This window comes from Geodermatophilus sp. CPCC 205506, from assembly GCF_051383635.1.
Taxonomy (GTDB): domain Bacteria; phylum Actinomycetota; class Actinomycetes; order Mycobacteriales; family Geodermatophilaceae; genus Geodermatophilus.
The window spans coordinates 1-18,436 of the sequence record NZ_JALPKP010000037.1 but is presented as its reverse complement, the minus strand read 5'-3'; the positions used below and the strand labels follow the sequence as shown (position 1 = coordinate 18,436).

The window sequence follows — 18,436 nt, the reverse complement described above, 5'->3', positions numbered from 1 at the left end:
TCACCCCTCGAGCTCGTACGCGAGCCCGTGCCGGGGCTGGTAGAGCAGCATCCAGCCGGCTCCCGGCACGCGCAGCGAGGTCACCAGGCCGAAGCCCTGGTCCTGCACCTCGGTCCGGACGTCGACTCCGCGGGCGCTCAGGTCGGCGATCGTCGCCTCGATGTCGTCGCACATCAGGGACGCCTGGTGGTACGGGACGGTGGCCCAGGCCTCGGCCGGGTCCGCGGAGCTGGGGTGCACGCCCAGCTCGCTCGGCGGGGTCCGGAAGATGAGCCAGCCACCCCCGGCGTCCAGCGACGGCCACCGCAGCACCTCGCTGAAGAAGCGCCGCGTGGCCGGCGGGTCCTCGGAGTAGACGATCGTGTGGAAGCCGGTGATCACGGCCAGACCCTAGGCGCCCAGCCGGTCGGCCAGCTCCTCGAACGAGCGCACCGACAGGTCGGCGTCCGGGTCGGTCGCCGGGGGCACGCGCCGGCCGCCGGACTCGTCGGGCCGGTGCACGTACGCCGTGCGCAGCCCGCGGGCGCGGGCAGCGGCCAGGTCCTCGACGTGCGCGGCCACCATCAGCACCCGGGACGGCGGCAGCGCCAGCAGCCGGGGTGCGGAGTCGTACACCTCCCGGTCGGGCTTGTAGTGCCGCACGATCTCCGCGCCCAGGAGGCAGTCCCACGGCAGACCGGCCCGGCGCGCCATGTCCACGATCAGCGCCACGTTGCCGTTGGACAGCGGGGCGAGCACGTGCTCCCGGCGCAGCCGGGTGAGCCCCGGGACGACGTCCGGCCACGGGTCCAGCCGGTGCCAGGCGAGCGTCAGCTCGTCCCGGACCTCGGCCGGCACCCCGGACAGGCCGGCGTCGGCGAGCACGTCGTCCAGCGACGACCGGTGCAGCGCGTCCAGCGGCGTCCAGGGCAGCTCGCCGGAGCGGACCTGCTGCATCGACGGCACGTAGCGGCGGCGCCAGTCGTCGGCCACGGCGGACGCGTCGACGGACGGGCCGAGCAGCCGGCGCACCTCCCGCGCCACACCGCCGCGCCAGTCGACCACCGTGCCGAAGACGTCGAAGACGAGGGCGCCGACGTCCACGGCTACAGCCCGAGGGCGGCGGACATCTCCGCCCGCAGCTCGTCCAGCTCGTCGGCTCCTCGGCCGCGGGCGGCGATCAGGCCGGCGTCGTCGTGCACCGGCACCACCGTCTCCAGGTACGCCTTGAGCTTGGGCTCGGTGCCACTGGGCCGGACGATCACCCGGACGCCGTCGCCGAGCAGCCGGACGGCGTCCACCGGCGGGTCCTCGTGCGCCAGGTCGGAGCAGGCGACCGGCCGCCCGAGCAAGGTGGCCGGGGGCCGGGCGCGCACCCGGGTCATCATCGCGCCGATGCGGGAGAGGTCCTCGACCCGCACCGAGAGCTGCCCGGTGACGAACAGCCCGTGCTCGCCGGCCAGCTCGTCGAGCCGGTCCAGCAGCGTGCGGCCCGAGGCCTCGAGCTCCGCGGCGAGCAGCGCGACGGCGAGCGCGGCGGAGATGCCGTCCTTGTCCTTGACCACGTCCGGCGCGACGGCGTAGCCCAGCGCCTCCTCGTAGCCGAAGACCAGCGGGTCGTCGGCGGTGCCGGCGCGCACGATCCACTTGAAGCCGGTCGGCGTCTCGGCGGACCGGACCCCGTGGGCCGCCGCGATGGCGTGCACCAGTGAGCCGCTCACCAGCGACGACGCGTACGTGCCCCGCACACCGCGGCCGATCAGCCAGTCCGCGAGCAGCGCGCCCACCTCGTCGCCGGTGAGCTGCCGGCCGCCGCAGACCACCGAGCAGCGGTCGGCGTCGGGGTCCAGGGCGATGGCCACGGCGGCGCCGATTTGCGCCGCCAGGGCCTGGAGCAGGTCGACCGCGCCCGGCTCCTCCGGGTTCGGGAAGGCGACCGTCGGAAAGGCCGGGTCGGGCACGTCCTGCTCGTCGACGCTCGCCGGCGGGGCGAACCCGGCCGCGGCGAACACCGTGCGCGTGGTCTCCGCGCCCACGCCGTGCATCGCCGTGAAGGCGATCCGCAGCCCCGCGCGGGCCGGAGCGGGCACGCGGCCGGGTTCCAGCGCGGCCACGACGGCGGCCACGTAGTCGGAGGCGATGCCGTCCCCGAGGGTGTCCCAGCCGTCGGAGCGGGGCACCTCGCGGGCCGGTCCGACGCCGGCGATCGCGGCCTCGATCAGCCGGTCGGCCGGGGGCACCAGCTGGGCGCCGTCGTCCAGGTAGACCTTGTAGCCGTTGTCGTCGGGCGGGTTGTGGCTCGCGGTCACCATCACCCCGGCGGCGCAGCCCAGGTGCCGGACCGCGAAGGCCAGCACCGGCGTGGGCAGCGGCCGGGGCAGGACGTGGACGGCGAACCCGGCCCCGGCCAGCACCGCCGCGGAGATCCGCGCGAACTCGTCGGAGCGGCGGCGGGCGTCGAACCCGATGACCACCCGGGCACCGGCGCGCCCGGCGTCGACCAGGTACCGGGCCAGCCCGGCCGCGGCCCGCGTGACCACGGCGGCGTTCATGCCGGCCGGCCCCGCGCGCAGCGGTCCGCGTAGCCCGGCGGTCCCGAAGGCCAGCGGGCCGGCGAAGCGGCGTTCCAGCTCGACGGTGTCCCCGGCCTCGACCAGCGCCTCGATCTCGGCGCGGTCGCCGGGGTGCGGGTCGGCGGCGGCCCACTCCCGGGCCAGGTCGATCGTGGTCACGAGGCCCCGCTGCCCGGTGCGATGTCCCCGCGGGGGAGCGGCGGCTCGAGGGCGTCGGCGTCGAAGGCGGCGGTCGTGTACTCGCCGCCCACCCGCGCGTGCACCGGGTCGGCGGGGTCGGGCTCGCCGTGCACCTCGACCAGCGCCTCGGCGAACACCTCGGCGTCGTCGGCCGGCTCGTAGCCCAGGGCGCGGGCCGCCGTGAGGTCCCACCAGTTGCGGGTGTTCGCCGAGACGCCCCACACCACCGTGTATCCCGGGGCGGGCGCCCGGAGCGCCGCGTCGACCAGCGAGACGGTGTCGCCGGGGGAGAGCCAGGTGGCCAGCATCCGCGTGGTGGTCGGCTCCGGGAAGGCGCTGCCGATCCGCAGGCAGACGACGTCCATCCCGTACCGGTCGGCGTAGAGGGAGCCGAGCGCCTCCATCGTCACCTTGGAGACGCCGTAGTAGGTGTCCGGCCGCGGCGGTGCGTCGACCTCGCGCAGCAGCCCGCCGTCCGGCCGCGGGGTGTACCCGGTGGCGTGGTTGCTGCTGGCCAGGACGACGCGGGAGACCCCGGCCAGCCGCGCCGCCTCGAGCACGCGGTACGTGCCCTCGATGTTGGCGTGCGAGATGGCCGGCCAGGTCGACTCCGTGGCGATCCCCGCCAGGTGCACGACCGCGGAGACACCCGCGACGGCGTCCTGCACCGCGGCGAGGTCGGTGATGTCGGCGACCACCTGCTCCTCGCCGGGGCGGGTGTCGATGATCGGGACGACGTCCATGCAGCGCACCGCCCAGCCCCGCTCGGGCAGCCCGCCGCGCAGCACCGTGCCGATCCGCCCCGCGGCGCCGGTGACCAGCACCAGGCTCACGGCAGCCGCCCCACGAACTCGACCATGAACTCGCCGAGGCGCCCCGCGGCGGCCTTGCCCGTGGCGAGCACCTCCTCGTGGTCCAGCTTCTCCCCGGTGATGCCGGCGGCGGCGTTGGTCACCATCGACATGCCCACGACCTCCGTCCCGGCGGCGCGCGCGGCGATCGCCTCCAGCGCCGTGGACATGCCCACCAGGTCGGCGCCGAGCGTGCGCAGCATGCGGATCTCGGCCGGCGTCTCGTAGTGCGGGCCGGGCAGCGCGGCGTAGACGCCCTCGGTGAGGGTGGGGTCGAGCTCCCGCGCCAGCGCCCGCAGCCGGGCCGAGTAGAGGTCGGTGAGGTCGACGAAGGTGGCGCCGACCAGCGGCGAGCGCGCGGTCAGGTTGAGGTGGTCGCTGATCAGGACCGCCTGCCCGACGCGGTGCTCCGGCGCCAGCCCGCCCGCGGCGTTGGTGAGGACGACGGTGCGCACGCCCGCGGCCGCCGCCGTCCGGACGCCGTGCACCACCGGGTCGACGCCCCGGCCCTCGTACAGGTGCGTGCGCCCGAGGAAGAGGAGCACCCGGCGCTCGCCCACCCGCACCGCGCGGACCTCGCCACCGTGGCCGACCGCGGTCGGTGCGGCGAAACCGGGCAGCTCCCCGATCGCGACGGACGCCTCGACGGTGCCGAACGCGTCGGCGGCCGGCGCCCAGCCCGACCCCATGACGATCGCGACGTCGGCACCGGCGCCGAGGGCGGTCGTGAGGTCGTCGGCCGCCAGGCGGGCGAGGGTCGCGGGGTCGTTCCCCGCGGGAGGTTGGCTCACCGGGCGACGCTAACCCAGTGCTCGGCGGGTCCGGGACGTCACACCTGCCCCTCCTCTCCCGCTCGGGCGTGTCCACCGGCCGCGGGGCGTCGCACCCGGAGCATGGGCGGGTGCACCACACCGACATCGACGGCGTCCCGGTCCTGACCGCCCCCGGCGGGGACCGGACCACCGCCGCGCTCGTCTTCGGGGTGGGTCTCCGGGACGAGACCTTCGCCGCGATCGAGGTCACCCACCTCGTCGAGCACCTGGCGATGAGCGCCCTGCCCAAGTCGCACCTGCGCTGCAACGCGGTCACCGACGTCGACACCACCACCTTCTTCGCGACCGGCCGACCGGCCGCCGTGGGCGCGTTCCTCGAGGGCGTCTGCCGGGCGCTGGCCGACCTGCCGACCGACCGGATCGACGTCGAGATCGGGGTGCTGGAGGCGGAGAACTGCTCCACCGCCGACTCCACCCTCGGCGCGCTGTGGGCGGCCCGCTTCGGCCTGGCCGGCCCCGGTCTCGTCGTCGCCGACGGTCCGGGCCGGGAGTTCCTCACCGAGGACGTCGTCCGCGCGCACGCCCGCCGCTGGTTCGTGCGGGGCAACGCCGCGCTGTGGTGCCGGGGTCCGCTGCCGGAGGGGCTGCGCCTGCCGCTGCCCGACGGGCCGTCGCCCGGACGCACCACGCCGCAGCCGCGCCCGCAGACCGGGCCGGTGTGGACCGTCGTCCCCGGCGCGGGGGTCGGCCTGCTGCTCGGGGCGACCGGGCCGTGGGACCCGGCGCTGCGCCTCGGCGTCGAGGTGCTGCTCGACCGGCTGCGGGACACCGCCCGGCACACCCGCGGGATCAGCTACTCGGTGGACTCCGTCGGCCTGGACCTGCACGCCGGCCACCGCGAGGTCGCCGTGGTCGTCGACGCCCGCCAGGGGCAGGAGGCCGCCGTCGCCGACCTGGTCTGGCAGCAGCTGGTGGCCCTCGGCGACGCCGGGCCGACGCCGGGGGAGCTGGCGCACGCGGTGGCCGGCTTCGAGGAGGAGCTCGACGCCGACGAGCAGGCGGTGGTGGAGGCCGAGCTGGCCGACGCCGCCTACTGCACGGTCGCCGGCCTGCCGTTCCGCCCGGTCCACGACGTGGTGCGCGCCTGGCGGGCCACCACGCCCGCCGACGTCGCCGCCGCGCTGCGGCGCGCACGGACGACGGCGGTGCTCGCCGTGCCCGAGGGCGTCCGGTACCCCGGCCCCGGCGCGCCGGTCGAGCACCGCACGCTGTGCACGCTGGAGTCCGTGCTGCCCGACGGCGAGACGTTCCGCCCGCCGCTGCTGACCCGCCTGCTCCGCCCGGTGGACCGGCGCACCCTCGTCATCGGCGACACGGTCCTGGCGCACCAGGACGCCGACGGAGACGTCCACCGGGTGCCGTGGGAGCTGCTGGAGTGCGCCGTCCCCACCGAGGACGGCCGGGGGGTCCTCGTCGTGGGCCGGAACCTCTGCACGGTGCGGGTGCACGAGGCCGTCTTCGGCCGGCGCGCGGTAGCCGTCGTCCGTGCGCGCGTGCCCGCCGACCGCTGGGTGCACCGGCCGGTCGCCCGCACGGAGGACCTCGTCGCGGCGTCCTGACCGCGCCGGTCCGGGACGTCGCCCCGGCGCCGGACGGGACGTCGGGGCCGCCCGGTCGCCGTGAAGCGGTTCCGGCAGCCGGGAGCGGTCGGCCCGCCTGCAGGGGCCCGCCGCGAGCTCGCGAGGGGTGGGGGACAGGCGGGTCCTTCTAGACTCCGGGCGTGCAGATCCCCTTCCGCTCCTCCGAGCGCGCCAGCCTGGGAGTCGAGTGGGAGCTGCAGCTCGTCGACCTGGAGACCCGGCAGCTCACCGCCGGCGCGGTGGAGATCCTCGAGGAGATCCGGCCCGACGGCGCCGCCGAGCACCCCAAGGCCAAGCACGAGCTGCTGCAGTCGACGATCGAGATCATCACCGGCATCTGCACGACCGTCGGCGAGGCCAAGGCCGACCTCGCCGGCACCCTCGAGGAGGTCCGGGCAGCGGCTGAGCGCCACGGGCTGGGGCTGATGTGCGCCGGCACCCACCCGATCACCGACTGGCAGACCCAGCAGATCTCGCCCAAGGAGCGCTACCTCCAGCTGGTCGAGAAGATGCAGTGGCTGGCCCGCCGGCTGCAGATCTTCGGGGTGCACGTGCACGTCGGCGTCCGGGCGCCGGAGAAGGCCATCCCGATCGTCAACGCGCTCACCCAGTACGTGCCGCACTTCCTCGCGCTCTCGGCGTCCTCCCCGTACTGGGTGGGCGCCGACACCGGGCTGGCCTCGGCCCGGTCCAAGGTCTTCGAGGGGATGCCGACCGCCGGGCTGCCCTACCAGCTGGCGGGCTGGGAGCGCTTCGAGCAGTACATGGAGACGCTGATCTCCACCCACGCCATCGAGAGCGTGCGGGAGGTGTGGTGGGACATCCGCCCGCACCCGGACTTCGGCACCGTCGAGCTGCGCATCTGCGACGGGCTGCCCACGCTCGACGAGATCGGCGCGGTCGCCGCGATGTCGCAGTGCCTGGTCGAGCAGTTCGACCGCGAGCTCGACCGCGGCTACACGCTGCCGGTCCCGGCCTCCTGGGTGCTGCGGGAGAACAAGTGGCGGGCGGCCCGGTACGGCCTGGACGCCGACATCGTCGTCGACGAGAAGGGCACCGTCCGGCCGGTGCGCCAGGCTATAACCGACCTGGTCGAGGACCTCACGCCCACCGCCCGCCGGCTGGGCTGCGAGGCCGAGCTGGCCGACGTCGAGCGCGTGCTCGCCGTCGGCGCCTCCTACCAGCGGCAGCGGGCGGTCGCCGCAGCGCACGACGGCGACCTGTGCGCGGTGGTCGACAGCCTGCTCGCCGAGCTGCGGAACGGCCTGCCGGCGCCCGACCCCGCCGGCCTCGCCGGGGGCAGCTCCGCATGACGGAGTTCGCCGAGAAGCTGGGCACGGCGGTCGACGAGTGGGCCGCCGAGCGGCAGCAGCAGCTCGTGGCCGTCCGCCGGCACCTGCACGCCCACCCCGAACTGGCCTTCGCCGAGTTCGAGACGACGTCCTTCCTCGAGCAGCGGCTGCGCAACGAGGGCCTGGAGCCCAAGCGGCTGCCCAGCGGGACCGGGCTGGTCGTGGAGATCGGCGAGGGGGCGGGCGGGCCCGGACCGACCGTGGTGCTGCGCGCGGACATCGACGCGCTGCCGCTGGCCGACCTGAAGAACGTCCCGTACGCCTCCACCCGCGAGGGGCTGTGCCACGCCTGCGGCCACGACGTCCACACCACCGTCGTCCTGGGCGCCGCCCTCGCGCTGGCCTCGCTCGACGACCTGCCCGGCACCGTGCGCTGCGTCTTCCAGCCCGCGGAGGAGACGGTGCCCGGCGGGGCCACCGAGGTGGTCGCCGCCGGGATCCTGGCCGGCGCCTCCCGGGCCTTCGCGCTGCACTGCGACCCCTCCCTCCCGGCCGGCACCGTGGGGCTGCGCACCGGGGCGATCACCGCCGCCTGCGACCGGATGGACGTCACCCTGACCGGCCCCGGCGGGCACACCGCCCGCCCCCAGCTCACCGTCGACCTGGTCGACGCCCTCGGCCGGCTGATCACCGACCTGCCCTCGCTGCTGTCCCGGCAGATCGACCCCCGGGCCGGGATGTCGCTGGTGTGGGGCGCGGTCAACGCCGGGGTCGCGGCCAACGCGATCCCGCAGCGGGGCTGCCTGCGCGGCACCGTGCGGGTGCTGGACCGGGACATGTGGCAGGAGGCCGAGACGGTCCTGCGCTCGCTGGTCGAGCGGGTGGCCGCCACCACCGGCGCCCAGGTGGAGGTCGACTACATCCGGGGTGTCCCGCCGGTGGTGAACGACCCGCGCGCGGTGGCGCTGCTGCGCTCGGCGGCGCTGGAGACGGTGGGCAGCGAGGGGCTCCGGCTGTCCCCGCAGAGCATGGGCGGCGAGGACTTCGGCTGGTTCGCCGACGTGCTGCCCATCGCGCTGGCCCGGCTGGGCACCCACGGCGGCGGGGCCCCGCTGGACCTGCACCGCGGGACGTTCGACGTCGACGAGCGGGCGATCGAGGTCGGCGTGCGGCTGCTGGCCCGGACCGCCCTGCACGCGCTCGCGGCGGACGCCGGCGTGGCCCCGTCCGGACCCTCGCCGCACCCCGCGCGTTCCGGACAGCCCAAGCGCCGGTAGACACTGTCGCTGATCGACCCGAGGGGAGCCCGACGATGCGTTCCACCGATCAGCAGCCCGCCCACCCCGATGCCGAGGTGCCGGCCGAGCACGAGGTGCCCGAGGAGCTCCGGCTCGCCGGCGAGTTCCCCGTCACCACCCGGGAGCAGTGGCGCGAGCTCCTCGCCGCCGTGCTCCGCAAGGCCGGCCGCGAGGGGCTGCCCGACGCCGTCGAGGACGTGCTCCGGGTGCCCGTCGCCACCGGGGTGACGGTGGCGCCGCTCTACACCGCCGAGGACGCCGGCGACCTGCCGACGGCGGTCGGCGTCCCGGGCCTGGCGCCGTTCGTGCGCGGGGCGCGCGCCGGCGCGGCCGGCGGTGACGTGCCCGGGGGCTGGGACGTGCGGCAGCGGCACGCGCACCCCGACGTGGCGGGGACCAGGGAGGCGATCGCCGCCGACCTGGAGAACGGCGTCACGTCGCTGTGGCTGGTGCTCGGGGAGGGCGCCGTCCCGGTCGACGCCCTGGGCGACGTGCTCACCGACGTCTACCTCGACCTGGCGCCGATCGCCGTGCAGGGCGGGGTGCCTGCCGCGGAGGCGTTCCTCGCGCTCGCCGAGGGTCGCGAGCTGGCCCCCGGCGGCTCCCTCGGGCTGGACCCGATCGGCGAGCACGCCGCCTCCGGGCGGCCGCAGGACCTCACCGGGCTGGCCGACGTCGCCCGCCGGGCCGCCGCCCACCCCGGCCTGCGCACCGTGGTCGTCGACGCGACGGTCTACGCCGACGCGGGTGCCTCGGTGGTCGAGGAGCTGGGGTGCTCGCTGGCCGCCGGGGTGGCCTACCTGCGGGCGCTCACCGACGGCGGGCTGTCCGTCGACGAGGCGTTCGGCCAGCTGGAGTTCCGCTACTCCGCGAGCGCCGACCAGTTCACGACGATCGCCGGGCTGCGCGCGGCCCGCCGGCTCTGGGACCGCGTCGGCCAGGAGAGCGGCGCGGCGCCCGACGTCCGGGCCCAGCGGCAGCACGCCGTCACCTCCGCGGTGATGACGACGAAGCGCGACCCGTGGGTCAACATGCTGCGGACGACGGTGGCCTGCTTCGCCGCCGGCGTGGGCGGCTCCGACGTCGTGACGGTGCAGCCCTTCGACGCGGCGCTCGGCCTCCCGGACTCCTTCTCCCGCCGGATCGCCCGCAACACCCAGAGCCTGCTGGTGGAGGAGGCGCACCTCGCCCGCGTGCTCGACCCGGCCGGAGGCTCCTGGTACGTCGAGTCGCTCACCGAGTCGCTGGCCCAGGCGGCGTGGGACTGGTTCACCGAGATCGAGCGGGCCGGCGGGCTGGCCGCCGCCCTCGACTCCGGGCTCGTGCGGGACCGGCTGGCCGCGGCCTGGGACGCCCGGGTCGAGCGGCTGGCGCACCGCACCGATGCGATCACCGGCGTCAGCGAGTTCCCGAACCTCACCGAGCGGCTGCCGGTCCGCGAGCCCGCGGCCGAGGTGCGGGCCGGGGGCGGGCTGCCGCGGGTCCGTGCCGCGCAGGCCTACGAGGAGCTGCGCGACCGCGCCGACGCCGCCGCGAGCCGGCCGCGGGTCTACCTGGCCACCATCGGCCCGATCGCGCGGCACACGGCGCGGGCCACCTTCGCGGGCAACCTGTTCCAGGCCGGCGGCCTCGAGACGCCGTCCGGTGCCGGGGCCGCGGGGCTGGCCGGCGCGGGGACGACGGTGGCCTGCATCTGCGGCACCGACCGCGACTACGCAGAGTCCGCGGCCACCCTGGCCGCCGACCTGCGCGCCGCCGGCGCCACCCAGGTGTGGCTGGCCGGCAAGCCGTCCCAGGATGTGGACGGCGTCGACGGGTACGTGTACGCCGGGTGCGACGCGCTGGACGTCCTCCGTACGGTCCACGAGCAGTTGGGAGTCACGGCATGAGCGGCATCCCCGACTTCGGCAGCGTCGAGCTGGGCCGGCCCGCGGCGCGGGCGACCACCGACGACTGGGCGAAGGCGTTCAAGGAGGCCACCGGGCGCGGGGTGGAGGAGGCGACCTGGGAGACGCCCGAGGGCATCGCCGTCCCGCCGCTGCACACCCCGGCGGACCTGGCCGGACTGGACTTCCTCGACACCTACCCGGGCGCCCCGCCGTACCTGCGCGGGCCCTACCCGACGATGTACACGACCCAGCCGTGGACGGTCCGCCAGTACGCGGGCTTCTCCACCGCGGCGGAGTCCAACGCGTTCTACCGGCGCAACCTGGCCGCCGGGCAGCGCGGCCTGTCGATCGCCTTCGACCTGCCCACCCACCGCGGCTACGACTCCGACCACCCGCGGGTACCGGGCGACGTCGGAATGGCGGGCGTGGCGATCGACTCGATCCTGGACATGCGGCAGCTGTTCGACGGCATCCCGCTGGACAAGATGAGCGTCTCGATGACCATGAACGGCGCCGTCCTGCCGGTGCTGGCGCTCTACATCGTCGCGGCCGAGGAGCAGGGGGTGGCGCACGGTCAGCTGACCGGGACCATCCAGAACGACATCCTCAAGGAGTTCATGGTCCGCAACACCTACATCTACCCGCCCAAGCCGTCGATGCAGATCATCAGCGACATCTTCGCGTTCACCTCGCAGGAGATGCCGCGGTTCAACTCGATCTCCATCTCCGGCTACCACATCCAGGAGGCCGGGGCGACGGCCGACCTGGAGCTGGCCTACACGCTGGCCGACGGGGTGGAGTACCTGAACGCCGGCAAGGACGCCGGGCTGGACGTCGACGCGTTCGCGCCGCGGCTCTCGTTCTTCTGGGCGATCGGGATGAACTTCTTCATGGAGGTCGCCAAGCTGCGCGCCGCCCGGCTGCTGTGGGCCCGGCTGGTGAAGGACGCCGGCGCGCAGAACGCCAAGTCGATGTCGCTGCGCACCCACTCGCAGACCTCGGGCTGGTCGCTGACCGCCCAGGACGTCTACAACAACGTCGTCCGCACCTGCCTGGAGGCCATGGCCGCCACCCAGGGGCACACCCAGTCGCTGCACACCAACGCCCTGGACGAGGCGCTGGCCCTGCCGACCGACTTCTCCGCCCGGATCGCCCGCAACACCCAACTGCTGCTGCAGCAGGAGTCGGGGACGACGCGGGTCATCGACCCGTGGGGCGGGTCGGCGTACGTGGAGCGGCTGACCTACGACCTGGCCCGCCGCGCGTGGGCGCACATCGAGGAGGTCGCCGAGCACGGCGGCATGGCGCAGGCGATCGACGACGGCATCCCGAAGCTGCGCATCGAGGAGGCCGCGGCCCGCACCCAGGCACGCATCGACTCCGGCCGGCAGCCGGTCATCGGCGTGAACAAGTACCGCGTCGAGGCCGACGAGGCGATCGAGGTGCTGCGGGTCGACAACGCCGACGTGCTGGCCCAGCAGAAGGCCAAGCTGGTCGAGCTCCGGTCCTCCCGCGACGGCTCGGCGGTCGAGGAGGCGCTGCGCCGGCTCACCGACGCCGCGCGCGCCGCCGCAGAAGGACGGCGGGACTCCTCGCTCGACTCGAACCTGCTCAAGCTCGCCGTCGACGCGGCCCGTGCGAAGGCGACGGTGGGGGAGATCTCCGACGCGCTCGAGGAGGTCTGGGGGCGGCACGCCGGTCAGGTGCGCACCATCAGCGGTGTGTACCGCGACGAGGCAGGGAACTCCGGACCCGTGGAGGAGACCCGCCGCATGGCCGAGGCCTTCGAGGAGGCGGAGGGACGCCGTCCGCGCATCCTCGTCGCCAAGATGGGCCAGGACGGCCACGACCGCGGCCAGAAGGTGATCGCCACCGCCTTCGCCGACCTCGGCTTCGACGTCGACGTCGGGCCGCTGTTCCAGACGCCGGAGGAGGTCGCCCGCCAGGCGGTCGAGGCCGACGTGCACGTCGTCGGCGTCTCCTCGCTGGCCGCCGGCCACCTGACGCTGGTGCCGGCGCTGCGGGAGGCGCTCGCCGCACTGGGCGCCGAGGACGTGGTGGTCGTGGTCGGCGGGGTCATCCCGCCCGACGACGTCCCGACGCTGAAGGAGATGGGGGCGGCCGCGGTCTTCCTGCCGGGGACGGTCATCGCCGAGGCCGCGCAGGACCTGCTGCGCACGCTGTCCGCGCGCCTCGGCCACTGACAGGAGGGGCAGAAATGGCCATTTCTGCCCCTCCGGGGGACGGGGCGTGAGCCGGCCGGTCGACGTCCCGGCGCTCGTCGAGGGTGTGCTGGCCGGCGACCGGCGGTCGGTCGCGCGGGCGATCACGCTGGTCGAGTCGCACCGCACCGACCACCGCGAGCGGGCGCAGGAGCTGCTCGTCGGGCTGCAGCCGCACGCGGGTGCCGCCCGGCGGGTGGGCATCAGCGGCGTGCCGGGCGTGGGCAAGTCGACCTTCATCGACGCGCTCGGGGTGTCGTTGACCGCGGCGGGGTCGCGCGTCGCGGTGCTCGCCGTCGACCCGTCGTCGGCCCGGTCCGGCGGGTCGATCCTCGGGGACAAGACGCGGATGGCGCTGCTGTCGGTGGACCCGGCGGCCTTCATCCGGCCCTCGCCGACCTCGGGCACGCTCGGCGGGGTCGCCCAGGCGACGCGGGAGTCGATGGTCGTCGTGGAGGCGGCCGGCTACGACGTCGTCCTGGTGGAGACCGTCGGGGTCGGGCAGTCGGAGATCGCTGTCGCGGAGATGGTCGACTCGTTCCTGTTCCTGACGCTGGCCCGCACCGGCGACCAGCTGCAGGGCATCAAGCGCGGCATCCTCGAGATCGCCGACGTCATCGCGGTGAACAAGGCCGACGGCCCCGGCGCCGCCGACGCGCGCAAGGCGGCCCGCGAGCTGGCCGGGGCGATCCGGATGCTGCGCGGGCACGGCGAGGACTGGGAGGTCCCGGTGCTGACCTGCGCCGGGCTCACCGGCCAGGGGCTCGACGTCGTCTGGGCGGCCCTGGTCGAGCACCAGGACCGCCGGAGGGCGTCGGGGGCCCTCGAGGAGCAGCGGCGGACCCAGCAGGTGCGGTGGACGTGGCAGCTGGTGCGCGGCGAGCTCGAGCACCGGCTGCGCGCGCACCCCGGCGTCCGCTCGTCCGCCCCGGAGCTGGAGAAGGCGGTGCTCGCCGGCGAGCTCACCCCGGCGCTGGCCGCCCAGCAGCTGCTGGAGACCTTTCTCTCGGCGTGATCATGAAGTCCGGGAACCGACACACCGCTGTCGCCCGGCGTGTCACTTCCCGGACTTCATGATCACGGGGCTGTCCACAGCCTCGCAGGGGTCCACAGATGCACCGGGGCGGGGCAGCGGGGTCCGGTGACGCCGGACGCTGCCCAGCGTGGACTTCGCGCTCTACCGCCTCATCGCCGCACAGCACGGGGTCTTCTCCACGTCGCAGGCGCTGGACCACTGCACCGACGCCGAGGTCCGATCGCTGGTGCGCACGGGCCGCTGGCGCCGGAGCCCGTGGAGGGGCGTGCTCCTCGACGGGGAGCTCCCCGATTCACCGGTGCTGCTACTGCGCGCCGCGGCGCTGGCGGTCGGCGGTGACCTCGTGGCGTGCCACTCGACCGCGGCGTCGGTGTGGGGGTTCGACGTGCTCGGGGACCGGACGCTGCACTTCCTGGGGCCGCCCCAGTTGGTGAACCGGAGGCTGCCGGGCGTGCAGGTGCACCCGTCCTCGCTCGGGACGGACGACGCGGTGCTCGTGGGCGGTGTCTGGCGCACCCCGCCCGCGCGCACGGCCTGCGACGTCGTCCGCACGACCGCACCGATCGACGGCCTGGCGACACTGGACGCCGCGCTCCGGGCGGGTGCGTGCACCCGTGAGCAGCTGGCGGCGGCGGCCGCCGACCAGGCCGGTCTGCGGCAGGTCATCCGGTTGCGCGAACTCGTACCGGTGGCCGACGCAGCGGCCGAGTCGCCGATGGAGTCGCGCATGCGGTGGCGGTTCCTCGACGCCGGCCTGCCTGCTCCCCGGCTGCAGGTCCGGTTGGTCGGCGCAGGCCGGAGGCACTTCCTCGACATGGGGTGGGAGGAGCAGTCGGTCGGGGCGGAGTTCGATGGGCTCGAGGCGCACATGACCCGTGAGCAGCTCGACGCCGACCGGAGCCGGCACAACTGGGTGACCGCGCACCGGTGGACGTTGCTGCACTTCACCGCGAGCGACGTGTACCGCCGGCACGTGGCCATGGTGGCGCGGACGGCGCGCGCCCTCGGCGTCCCGTTCAGGCCGCGATCATGAAGTCGCCGAGAGCGACACGCGGCGGCGATCCGGCGTGTCGGTTCCCGGACTTCATGATCGCGGCGGATCACCGGCCTCAGAAGCTGGTGGAGCGGCACTCCCGGGAGCGGAGCTCCTCCACGTAGTCGTCCGGGGCACCCGCGGCCTGCGCGGCGTCGGCCAGCGCGCCGAGGTGGCGGGCCGAGGGAAGTCCACCCTCGAAGGCGTCCAGCGCGTACACGTAGGCGACCTGGTCGCCGGTGAGCGTGTGCACCCGGAGGTGCAGCTTCCGGTAGAGCCCGACGTCGGCGCCCTCCCAGGCGTCCAGTGCCCGCTCGTCGGCCTCGGTGAGGTCGTAGAGGGCGACGAAGACGCCGGGGGAGAGAGCCTCGCCGGGCGGGGTGTCGTCCGGGACGAGGGTGGCCAGCGCGCCCTCCCACCCGAGGTCCTCCGCGCCGAAGGTCAGCCGCCAGCCGCGGATCCAGCCGGTCCCGGTGTGCGGGGAGGAGGGGCACCGCCGCAACATCTGCGCGGGGTCCATGTTCGACCCGTAGGCGGCGTAGAGGCCCATCGCCCCCGAGCCTACGGGCGTGTGGCGCGACCGACCCCGGGGGATGGACGACGGCAGCACGCACCGGCGGGGAGAATGGGCCCGCTCGTGTCCACCGCGCACCGACAAGGACCCCCATGACCCGCATCGTGATCATCGGCGGCGGCCCCGCCGGCTACGAGGCCGCGCTGGTCGCCGCTTCGCTCGGTGCGGAGGTCACCGTCATCGAGCGGGACGGCATCGGCGGCGCGAGCGTCCTCACCGACTGCGTGCCCTCCAAGACCTTCATCGCCTCGGCCGGGGTGATGACCAGCGTCCGCGACTCGGTGTCCCTGGGCGTGCAGGGCGCGGAGCTGGCCGCCGTCGGCATCGACATGGACGCGGTGAACCAGCGGGTCAAGGGGCTGGCCGTCGCGCAGTCCGCCGACATCAAGGCCCGGCTGCTCGCCGACGGCGTGCGCGTGCTGGCCGGCCAGGGCCGGCTGTCGGACGAGGTGCGCGGGCTGGCGGAGCACCGCGTCGACGTGGTGGACGCCGACGGCGCGGAAAGCGAGACCCTCGAGTGCGACGTCGTCCTCATCGCCACCGGCGCCGACCCGCGGGTGCTGCCCGGCGCCGAGCCCGACCACGAGCGGATCCTCGACTGGCGCGACGTCTACGACCTGCAGGAGATGCCCGAGCACCTGGTCGTGGTCGGCTCCGGCGTCACCGGCGCCGAGTTCGCCTCCGGCTACCTGGAGGCCGGCGTCCCGGTCACCCTCGTCTCCTCCCGCGACCGGGTGCTGCCCGGCGAGGACCCCGACGCCGCCGAGGTGCTCGAGCAGGTCTTCCAGTCCCGCGGCGGCCGGCTGGAGCGCGGCCGGGCCGCCGGCGTCCGGCGCACCGAGAAGGGTGTCTCGGTCGAGCTCACCGACGGGCGCAGCGTCGACGGCTCGCACGCGCTGATGACCGTCGGTACCGTGCCCAACACCGCCGGGCTGAACCTGGACCGGTGCGGCGTGCAGGTGGCCGAGTCCGGCCACGTCGTCGTCGACCGGGTCTCCCGCACCAGCGTGCCGGGCATCTACGCCGCCGGGGACGTGACCGGCGTGTTCCAGCTGGCCTCGGTCGCGGCGATGCAGGGCCGGATCGCCATGTGGCACGCCCTCGGTGAGGCGGTCACCCCGATCCGGCTGAAGACCGTCGCGGCCAACGTCTTCACCCACCCCGAGATCGCCACCGTCGGGGTGCAGGAGGCGTCGCTGCCCGATGACGTCCAGATCGACGTCGTCCGGCTGCCGCTGGCCACCAACGCCCGGGCCAAGATGAGCGACCTGCGGGACGGCTTCGTCAAGCTGTTCGCCCGGCAGGCGACCGGCGTCGTCGTCGGCGGGGTCGTGGTGGCCCCGGGGGCGTCGGAGCTGATCCTGCCGATCGCGCTGGCGGTGACGAAGGGGCTGACGGTCACCGACCTCGCGCACACGTTCGCGATCTACCCGTCGCTGTCCGGGTCGATCACCGAGGCCGGCCGCCGGCTGATGGGGGCCGACGCCCTGGCGTAACGGGGACGCCCTGGCGTAACGGGTGGGGGCGCCGCGGTCCGCGGGGCGGATGTGGCGGCGCGTTCGGCTGGATTTCCCGGATCCGGTGCCGATGGGCGCAGATCCCGCCGATGGGGTGGGGGATGCGCCTCCAGCCGACGTCCCCCGCCGACCGCCGCCGCCCGATCCGGGCGCTGGCCGGTGCCGTGGCGGCGGTCGCCGTCTCCCTGGCGCTGCCCGCGACGGCCGCGCAGGCCGACGAGACCCCGGTCCAGACCGTGGTCGGCGAGGTCGTGCAGGTCTACCCGGAGGCCGGCCCGGCCGGCGACCACGACGCCGACGGCGCGCCGCTGACCCTGGTCGAGACGGCGACCGGGGAGGTCCGCATCCCGACCGAGGCCGCCGGCGACCTCCCGGTCGGCGCGACCGTCGAGGTCACCGTGGGCGGGCAGCTCCCCGACGCCGCGGCCGAGGCGGGCCTCGAGCCGGCGCTCGACCTGCTCGACGCCCAGCTGCTGCGCCCGGCCGAGGCGGCCGACGGCGGCGGGGCGGCGCCGCTCACCAACGAGGTCACCGTGGTGCGGGTCCTGCCGCCGGGCGGCTCCGACGACGGCACGTCGCTGGAGCAGCTCGTGGCGGCCGTGGACGGGCCGGTCGCCGGGTTCTGGGCGGACGAGAGCGACGGCGCCATCCGGGTCGGGGTCACCACCGCCGTCCCGGGCTGGGTGCAGGCGACCGTCGACTGCGCCGAACCCACCGTCCTGTGGAACCAGGTCGCGGCCGCCGTCGGCTTCCAGGACGGCCCGGGCCGGCACCTGCTGCTGTACGTGGCCGGCGCCCCGGGCGACGGCTCCGGCTGCGCCTACGCGATGGGCGAGGTCGGCTCGGGTCCCGACTCCGGTGGCCGGCTGTACGTCCGCGACGTCCTGCCCTCGGTCATCTCCCACGAGCTGGGCCACAACTTCGGCCTGGGCCACTCCTCGGGCCACCAGTGCGACGGCGCGGTCGAGGGCGGCACCTGCCGCACCGCCGCCTACCGCGACTACTACGACGTCATGGGGGCCTCCTGGAGCCAGGTCGGCGTCCTCAACGCCCCGCAGGCGGCGGCTCTCGGGGTCCTCCCGGCGGCGGCCCAGGCGGTACTGCCCGCCGACGGCGCGACGACGACGCTCACCCTGGCCCCGCTCTCCGGTCGCACCGGCACCCGCGCGATCCGGCTGGCCGGCTCCGACGGCGGCACCTACTGGCTGGAGTACCGCGCGCCCGCCCTCCGGGACGCCTGGCTCGGCGCCGCGGAGAACCGCTTCCGGCTGCAGACCGGCGTGCTCCTGCACCGGGCCGGCTCGATGCCGGACACGTCGCTGCTCCTCGACGGGACCCCGGCCCCGGCCGGCTCCTGGGACCGCGACCTGCAGGCCGCCCTCCCGGTCGGGACGCCCGTGTCGGCCCCCGGCGGAGGCCTCACCGTGACCGTCACCGACGTCACCGCGGCCGGCGCGACCGTCACCGTCACCACCACGGCCGCGGCCGCCGCCGTGGCCCCGACGACGCCGGCGGGTGGCCCGGCGGTGCTGGCGGGTGCTCCGGCCCCCGCATCCCGGGGCCCGGCGCCGGCCGCGCC

15 protein-coding genes are annotated in these 18,436 nt (G+C 75.5%); 9 read left to right on the top strand and 6 right to left on the bottom strand.

Going from position 1 to position 18,436, the window contains the following annotated elements; genetic code table 11:
• From MY520_RS19580 to MY520_RS19560, 5 genes are read right to left on the bottom strand one after another with little or no spacing between them, the layout of a single operon-like run.
• Nucleotides 1-381: a VOC family protein gene (locus tag MY520_RS19580; RefSeq protein ID WP_436694240.1), complete on the bottom strand. Its 381-nt coding sequence runs from the start codon at nucleotides 379-381 to the stop codon at nucleotides 1-3.
• 9 nt (nucleotides 382-390) lie between these two features.
• On the bottom strand, nucleotides 391-1,083 hold the full coding sequence (locus MY520_RS19575; protein WP_436694239.1) for a haloacid dehalogenase type II: 693 nt from the start codon (nucleotides 1,081-1,083) through the stop codon (nucleotides 391-393).
• Between the two features lie 2 nt (nucleotides 1,084-1,085).
• Entirely contained in the window at nucleotides 1,086-2,711 is a 1,626-nt protein-coding gene (locus tag MY520_RS19570) for a phospho-sugar mutase (protein WP_436694238.1), read from the bottom strand.
• A complete protein-coding gene (locus MY520_RS19565; protein ID WP_436694237.1) occupies nucleotides 2,708-3,565 on the bottom strand; it encodes an NAD-dependent epimerase/dehydratase family protein in 858 nt (285 codons plus the stop codon). Before MY520_RS19565 ends, MY520_RS19570 begins: the two co-directional genes overlap by 4 nt.
• On the bottom strand, nucleotides 3,562-4,374 hold the full coding sequence (locus MY520_RS19560) for a purine-nucleoside phosphorylase (protein ID WP_436694236.1): 813 nt from the start codon (nucleotides 4,372-4,374) through the stop codon (nucleotides 3,562-3,564). The genes MY520_RS19565 and MY520_RS19560 overlap by 4 nt, the downstream gene beginning before the upstream one ends.
• Before the next feature lie 110 nt (nucleotides 4,375-4,484).
• Here MY520_RS19560 and MY520_RS19555 point away from each other — a divergent pair, with 110 nt between their 5' ends.
• The 7 genes from MY520_RS19555 to MY520_RS19525 all read left to right on the top strand — a co-directional run bounded on the left by MY520_RS19555 (nucleotide 4,485) and on the right by MY520_RS19525 (nucleotide 14,766).
• Nucleotides 4,485-5,975 carry a hypothetical protein gene (locus tag MY520_RS19555; protein ID WP_436694235.1) on the top strand — a complete coding sequence of 497 codons (1,491 nt, stop codon included), beginning with the start codon at nucleotides 4,485-4,487 and terminating at the stop codon, nucleotides 5,973-5,975.
• Between the two features lie 161 nt (nucleotides 5,976-6,136).
• On the top strand, nucleotides 6,137-7,309 hold the full coding sequence (locus MY520_RS19550) for a glutamate--cysteine ligase (protein WP_436694234.1): 1,173 nt from the start codon (nucleotides 6,137-6,139) through the stop codon (nucleotides 7,307-7,309).
• Nucleotides 7,306-8,565: an amidohydrolase gene (locus MY520_RS19545; RefSeq protein ID WP_436694233.1), complete on the top strand. Its 1,260-nt coding sequence runs from the start codon at nucleotides 7,306-7,308 to the stop codon at nucleotides 8,563-8,565. The genes MY520_RS19550 and MY520_RS19545 overlap by 4 nt, the downstream gene beginning before the upstream one ends.
• A gap of 35 nt (nucleotides 8,566-8,600) precedes the next feature.
• The gene (locus tag MY520_RS19540; protein ID WP_436694232.1) at nucleotides 8,601-10,475 is read left to right on the top strand and encodes a methylmalonyl-CoA mutase family protein; all 1,875 of its coding nucleotides are present in this window, start codon (nucleotides 8,601-8,603) and stop codon (nucleotides 10,473-10,475) included.
• Complete coding sequence (scpA, locus tag MY520_RS19535) at nucleotides 10,472-12,679, top strand: methylmalonyl-CoA mutase (protein ID WP_436694231.1); 2,208 nt, start codon at nucleotides 10,472-10,474, stop codon at nucleotides 12,677-12,679. The genes MY520_RS19540 and scpA overlap by 4 nt, the downstream gene beginning before the upstream one ends.
• 46 nt (nucleotides 12,680-12,725) lie before the next feature.
• Nucleotides 12,726-13,712 carry a methylmalonyl Co-A mutase-associated GTPase MeaB gene (meaB, locus tag MY520_RS19530; protein WP_436694230.1) on the top strand — a complete coding sequence of 329 codons (987 nt, stop codon included), beginning with the start codon at nucleotides 12,726-12,728 and terminating at the stop codon, nucleotides 13,710-13,712.
• Nucleotides 13,713-13,860: 148 nt separating this feature from the next.
• Nucleotides 13,861-14,766, top strand: a complete 906-nt coding sequence (locus MY520_RS19525) for a hypothetical protein (RefSeq protein ID WP_436694229.1) — start codon at nucleotides 13,861-13,863, stop codon at nucleotides 14,764-14,766.
• 76 nt (nucleotides 14,767-14,842) lie between these two features.
• Here MY520_RS19525 and MY520_RS19520 read toward each other — a convergent pair whose 3' ends face one another.
• Entirely contained in the window at nucleotides 14,843-15,316 is a 474-nt protein-coding gene (locus MY520_RS19520; RefSeq protein WP_436694228.1) for a gamma-glutamylcyclotransferase family protein, read from the bottom strand.
• Between the two features lie 116 nt (nucleotides 15,317-15,432).
• Between MY520_RS19520 and MY520_RS19515 the strand changes: the two genes are divergently transcribed.
• A complete protein-coding gene (locus MY520_RS19515; protein WP_436694227.1) occupies nucleotides 15,433-16,836 on the top strand; it encodes an NAD(P)H-quinone dehydrogenase in 1,404 nt (467 codons plus the stop codon).
• A gap of 122 nt (nucleotides 16,837-16,958) precedes the next feature.
• A partial coding sequence (locus tag MY520_RS19510; protein WP_436694226.1) for a hypothetical protein occupies nucleotides 16,959-18,436 on the top strand: 1,478 nt, incomplete at its 3' end.

Bases quoted from the DNA above. Each gene is read 5' to 3' on its own strand.
- scpA (WP_436694231.1), top strand. From the start codon at position 10,472: ATGAGCGGCATCCCCGACTTCGGCAGCGTCGAGCTGGGCCGGCCCGCG.
- MY520_RS19515 (WP_436694227.1), top strand. From the start codon at position 15,433: ATGACCCGCATCGTGATCATCGGCGGCGGCCCCGCCGGCTACGAGGCC.
- MY520_RS19520 (WP_436694228.1), bottom strand. From the start codon at position 15,316: ATGGGCCTCTACGCCGCCTACGGGTCGAACATGGACCCCGCGCAGATG.
- MY520_RS19540 (WP_436694232.1), top strand. From the start codon at position 8,601: ATGCGTTCCACCGATCAGCAGCCCGCCCACCCCGATGCCGAGGTGCCG.
- MY520_RS19545 (WP_436694233.1), top strand. From the start codon at position 7,306: ATGACGGAGTTCGCCGAGAAGCTGGGCACGGCGGTCGACGAGTGGGCC.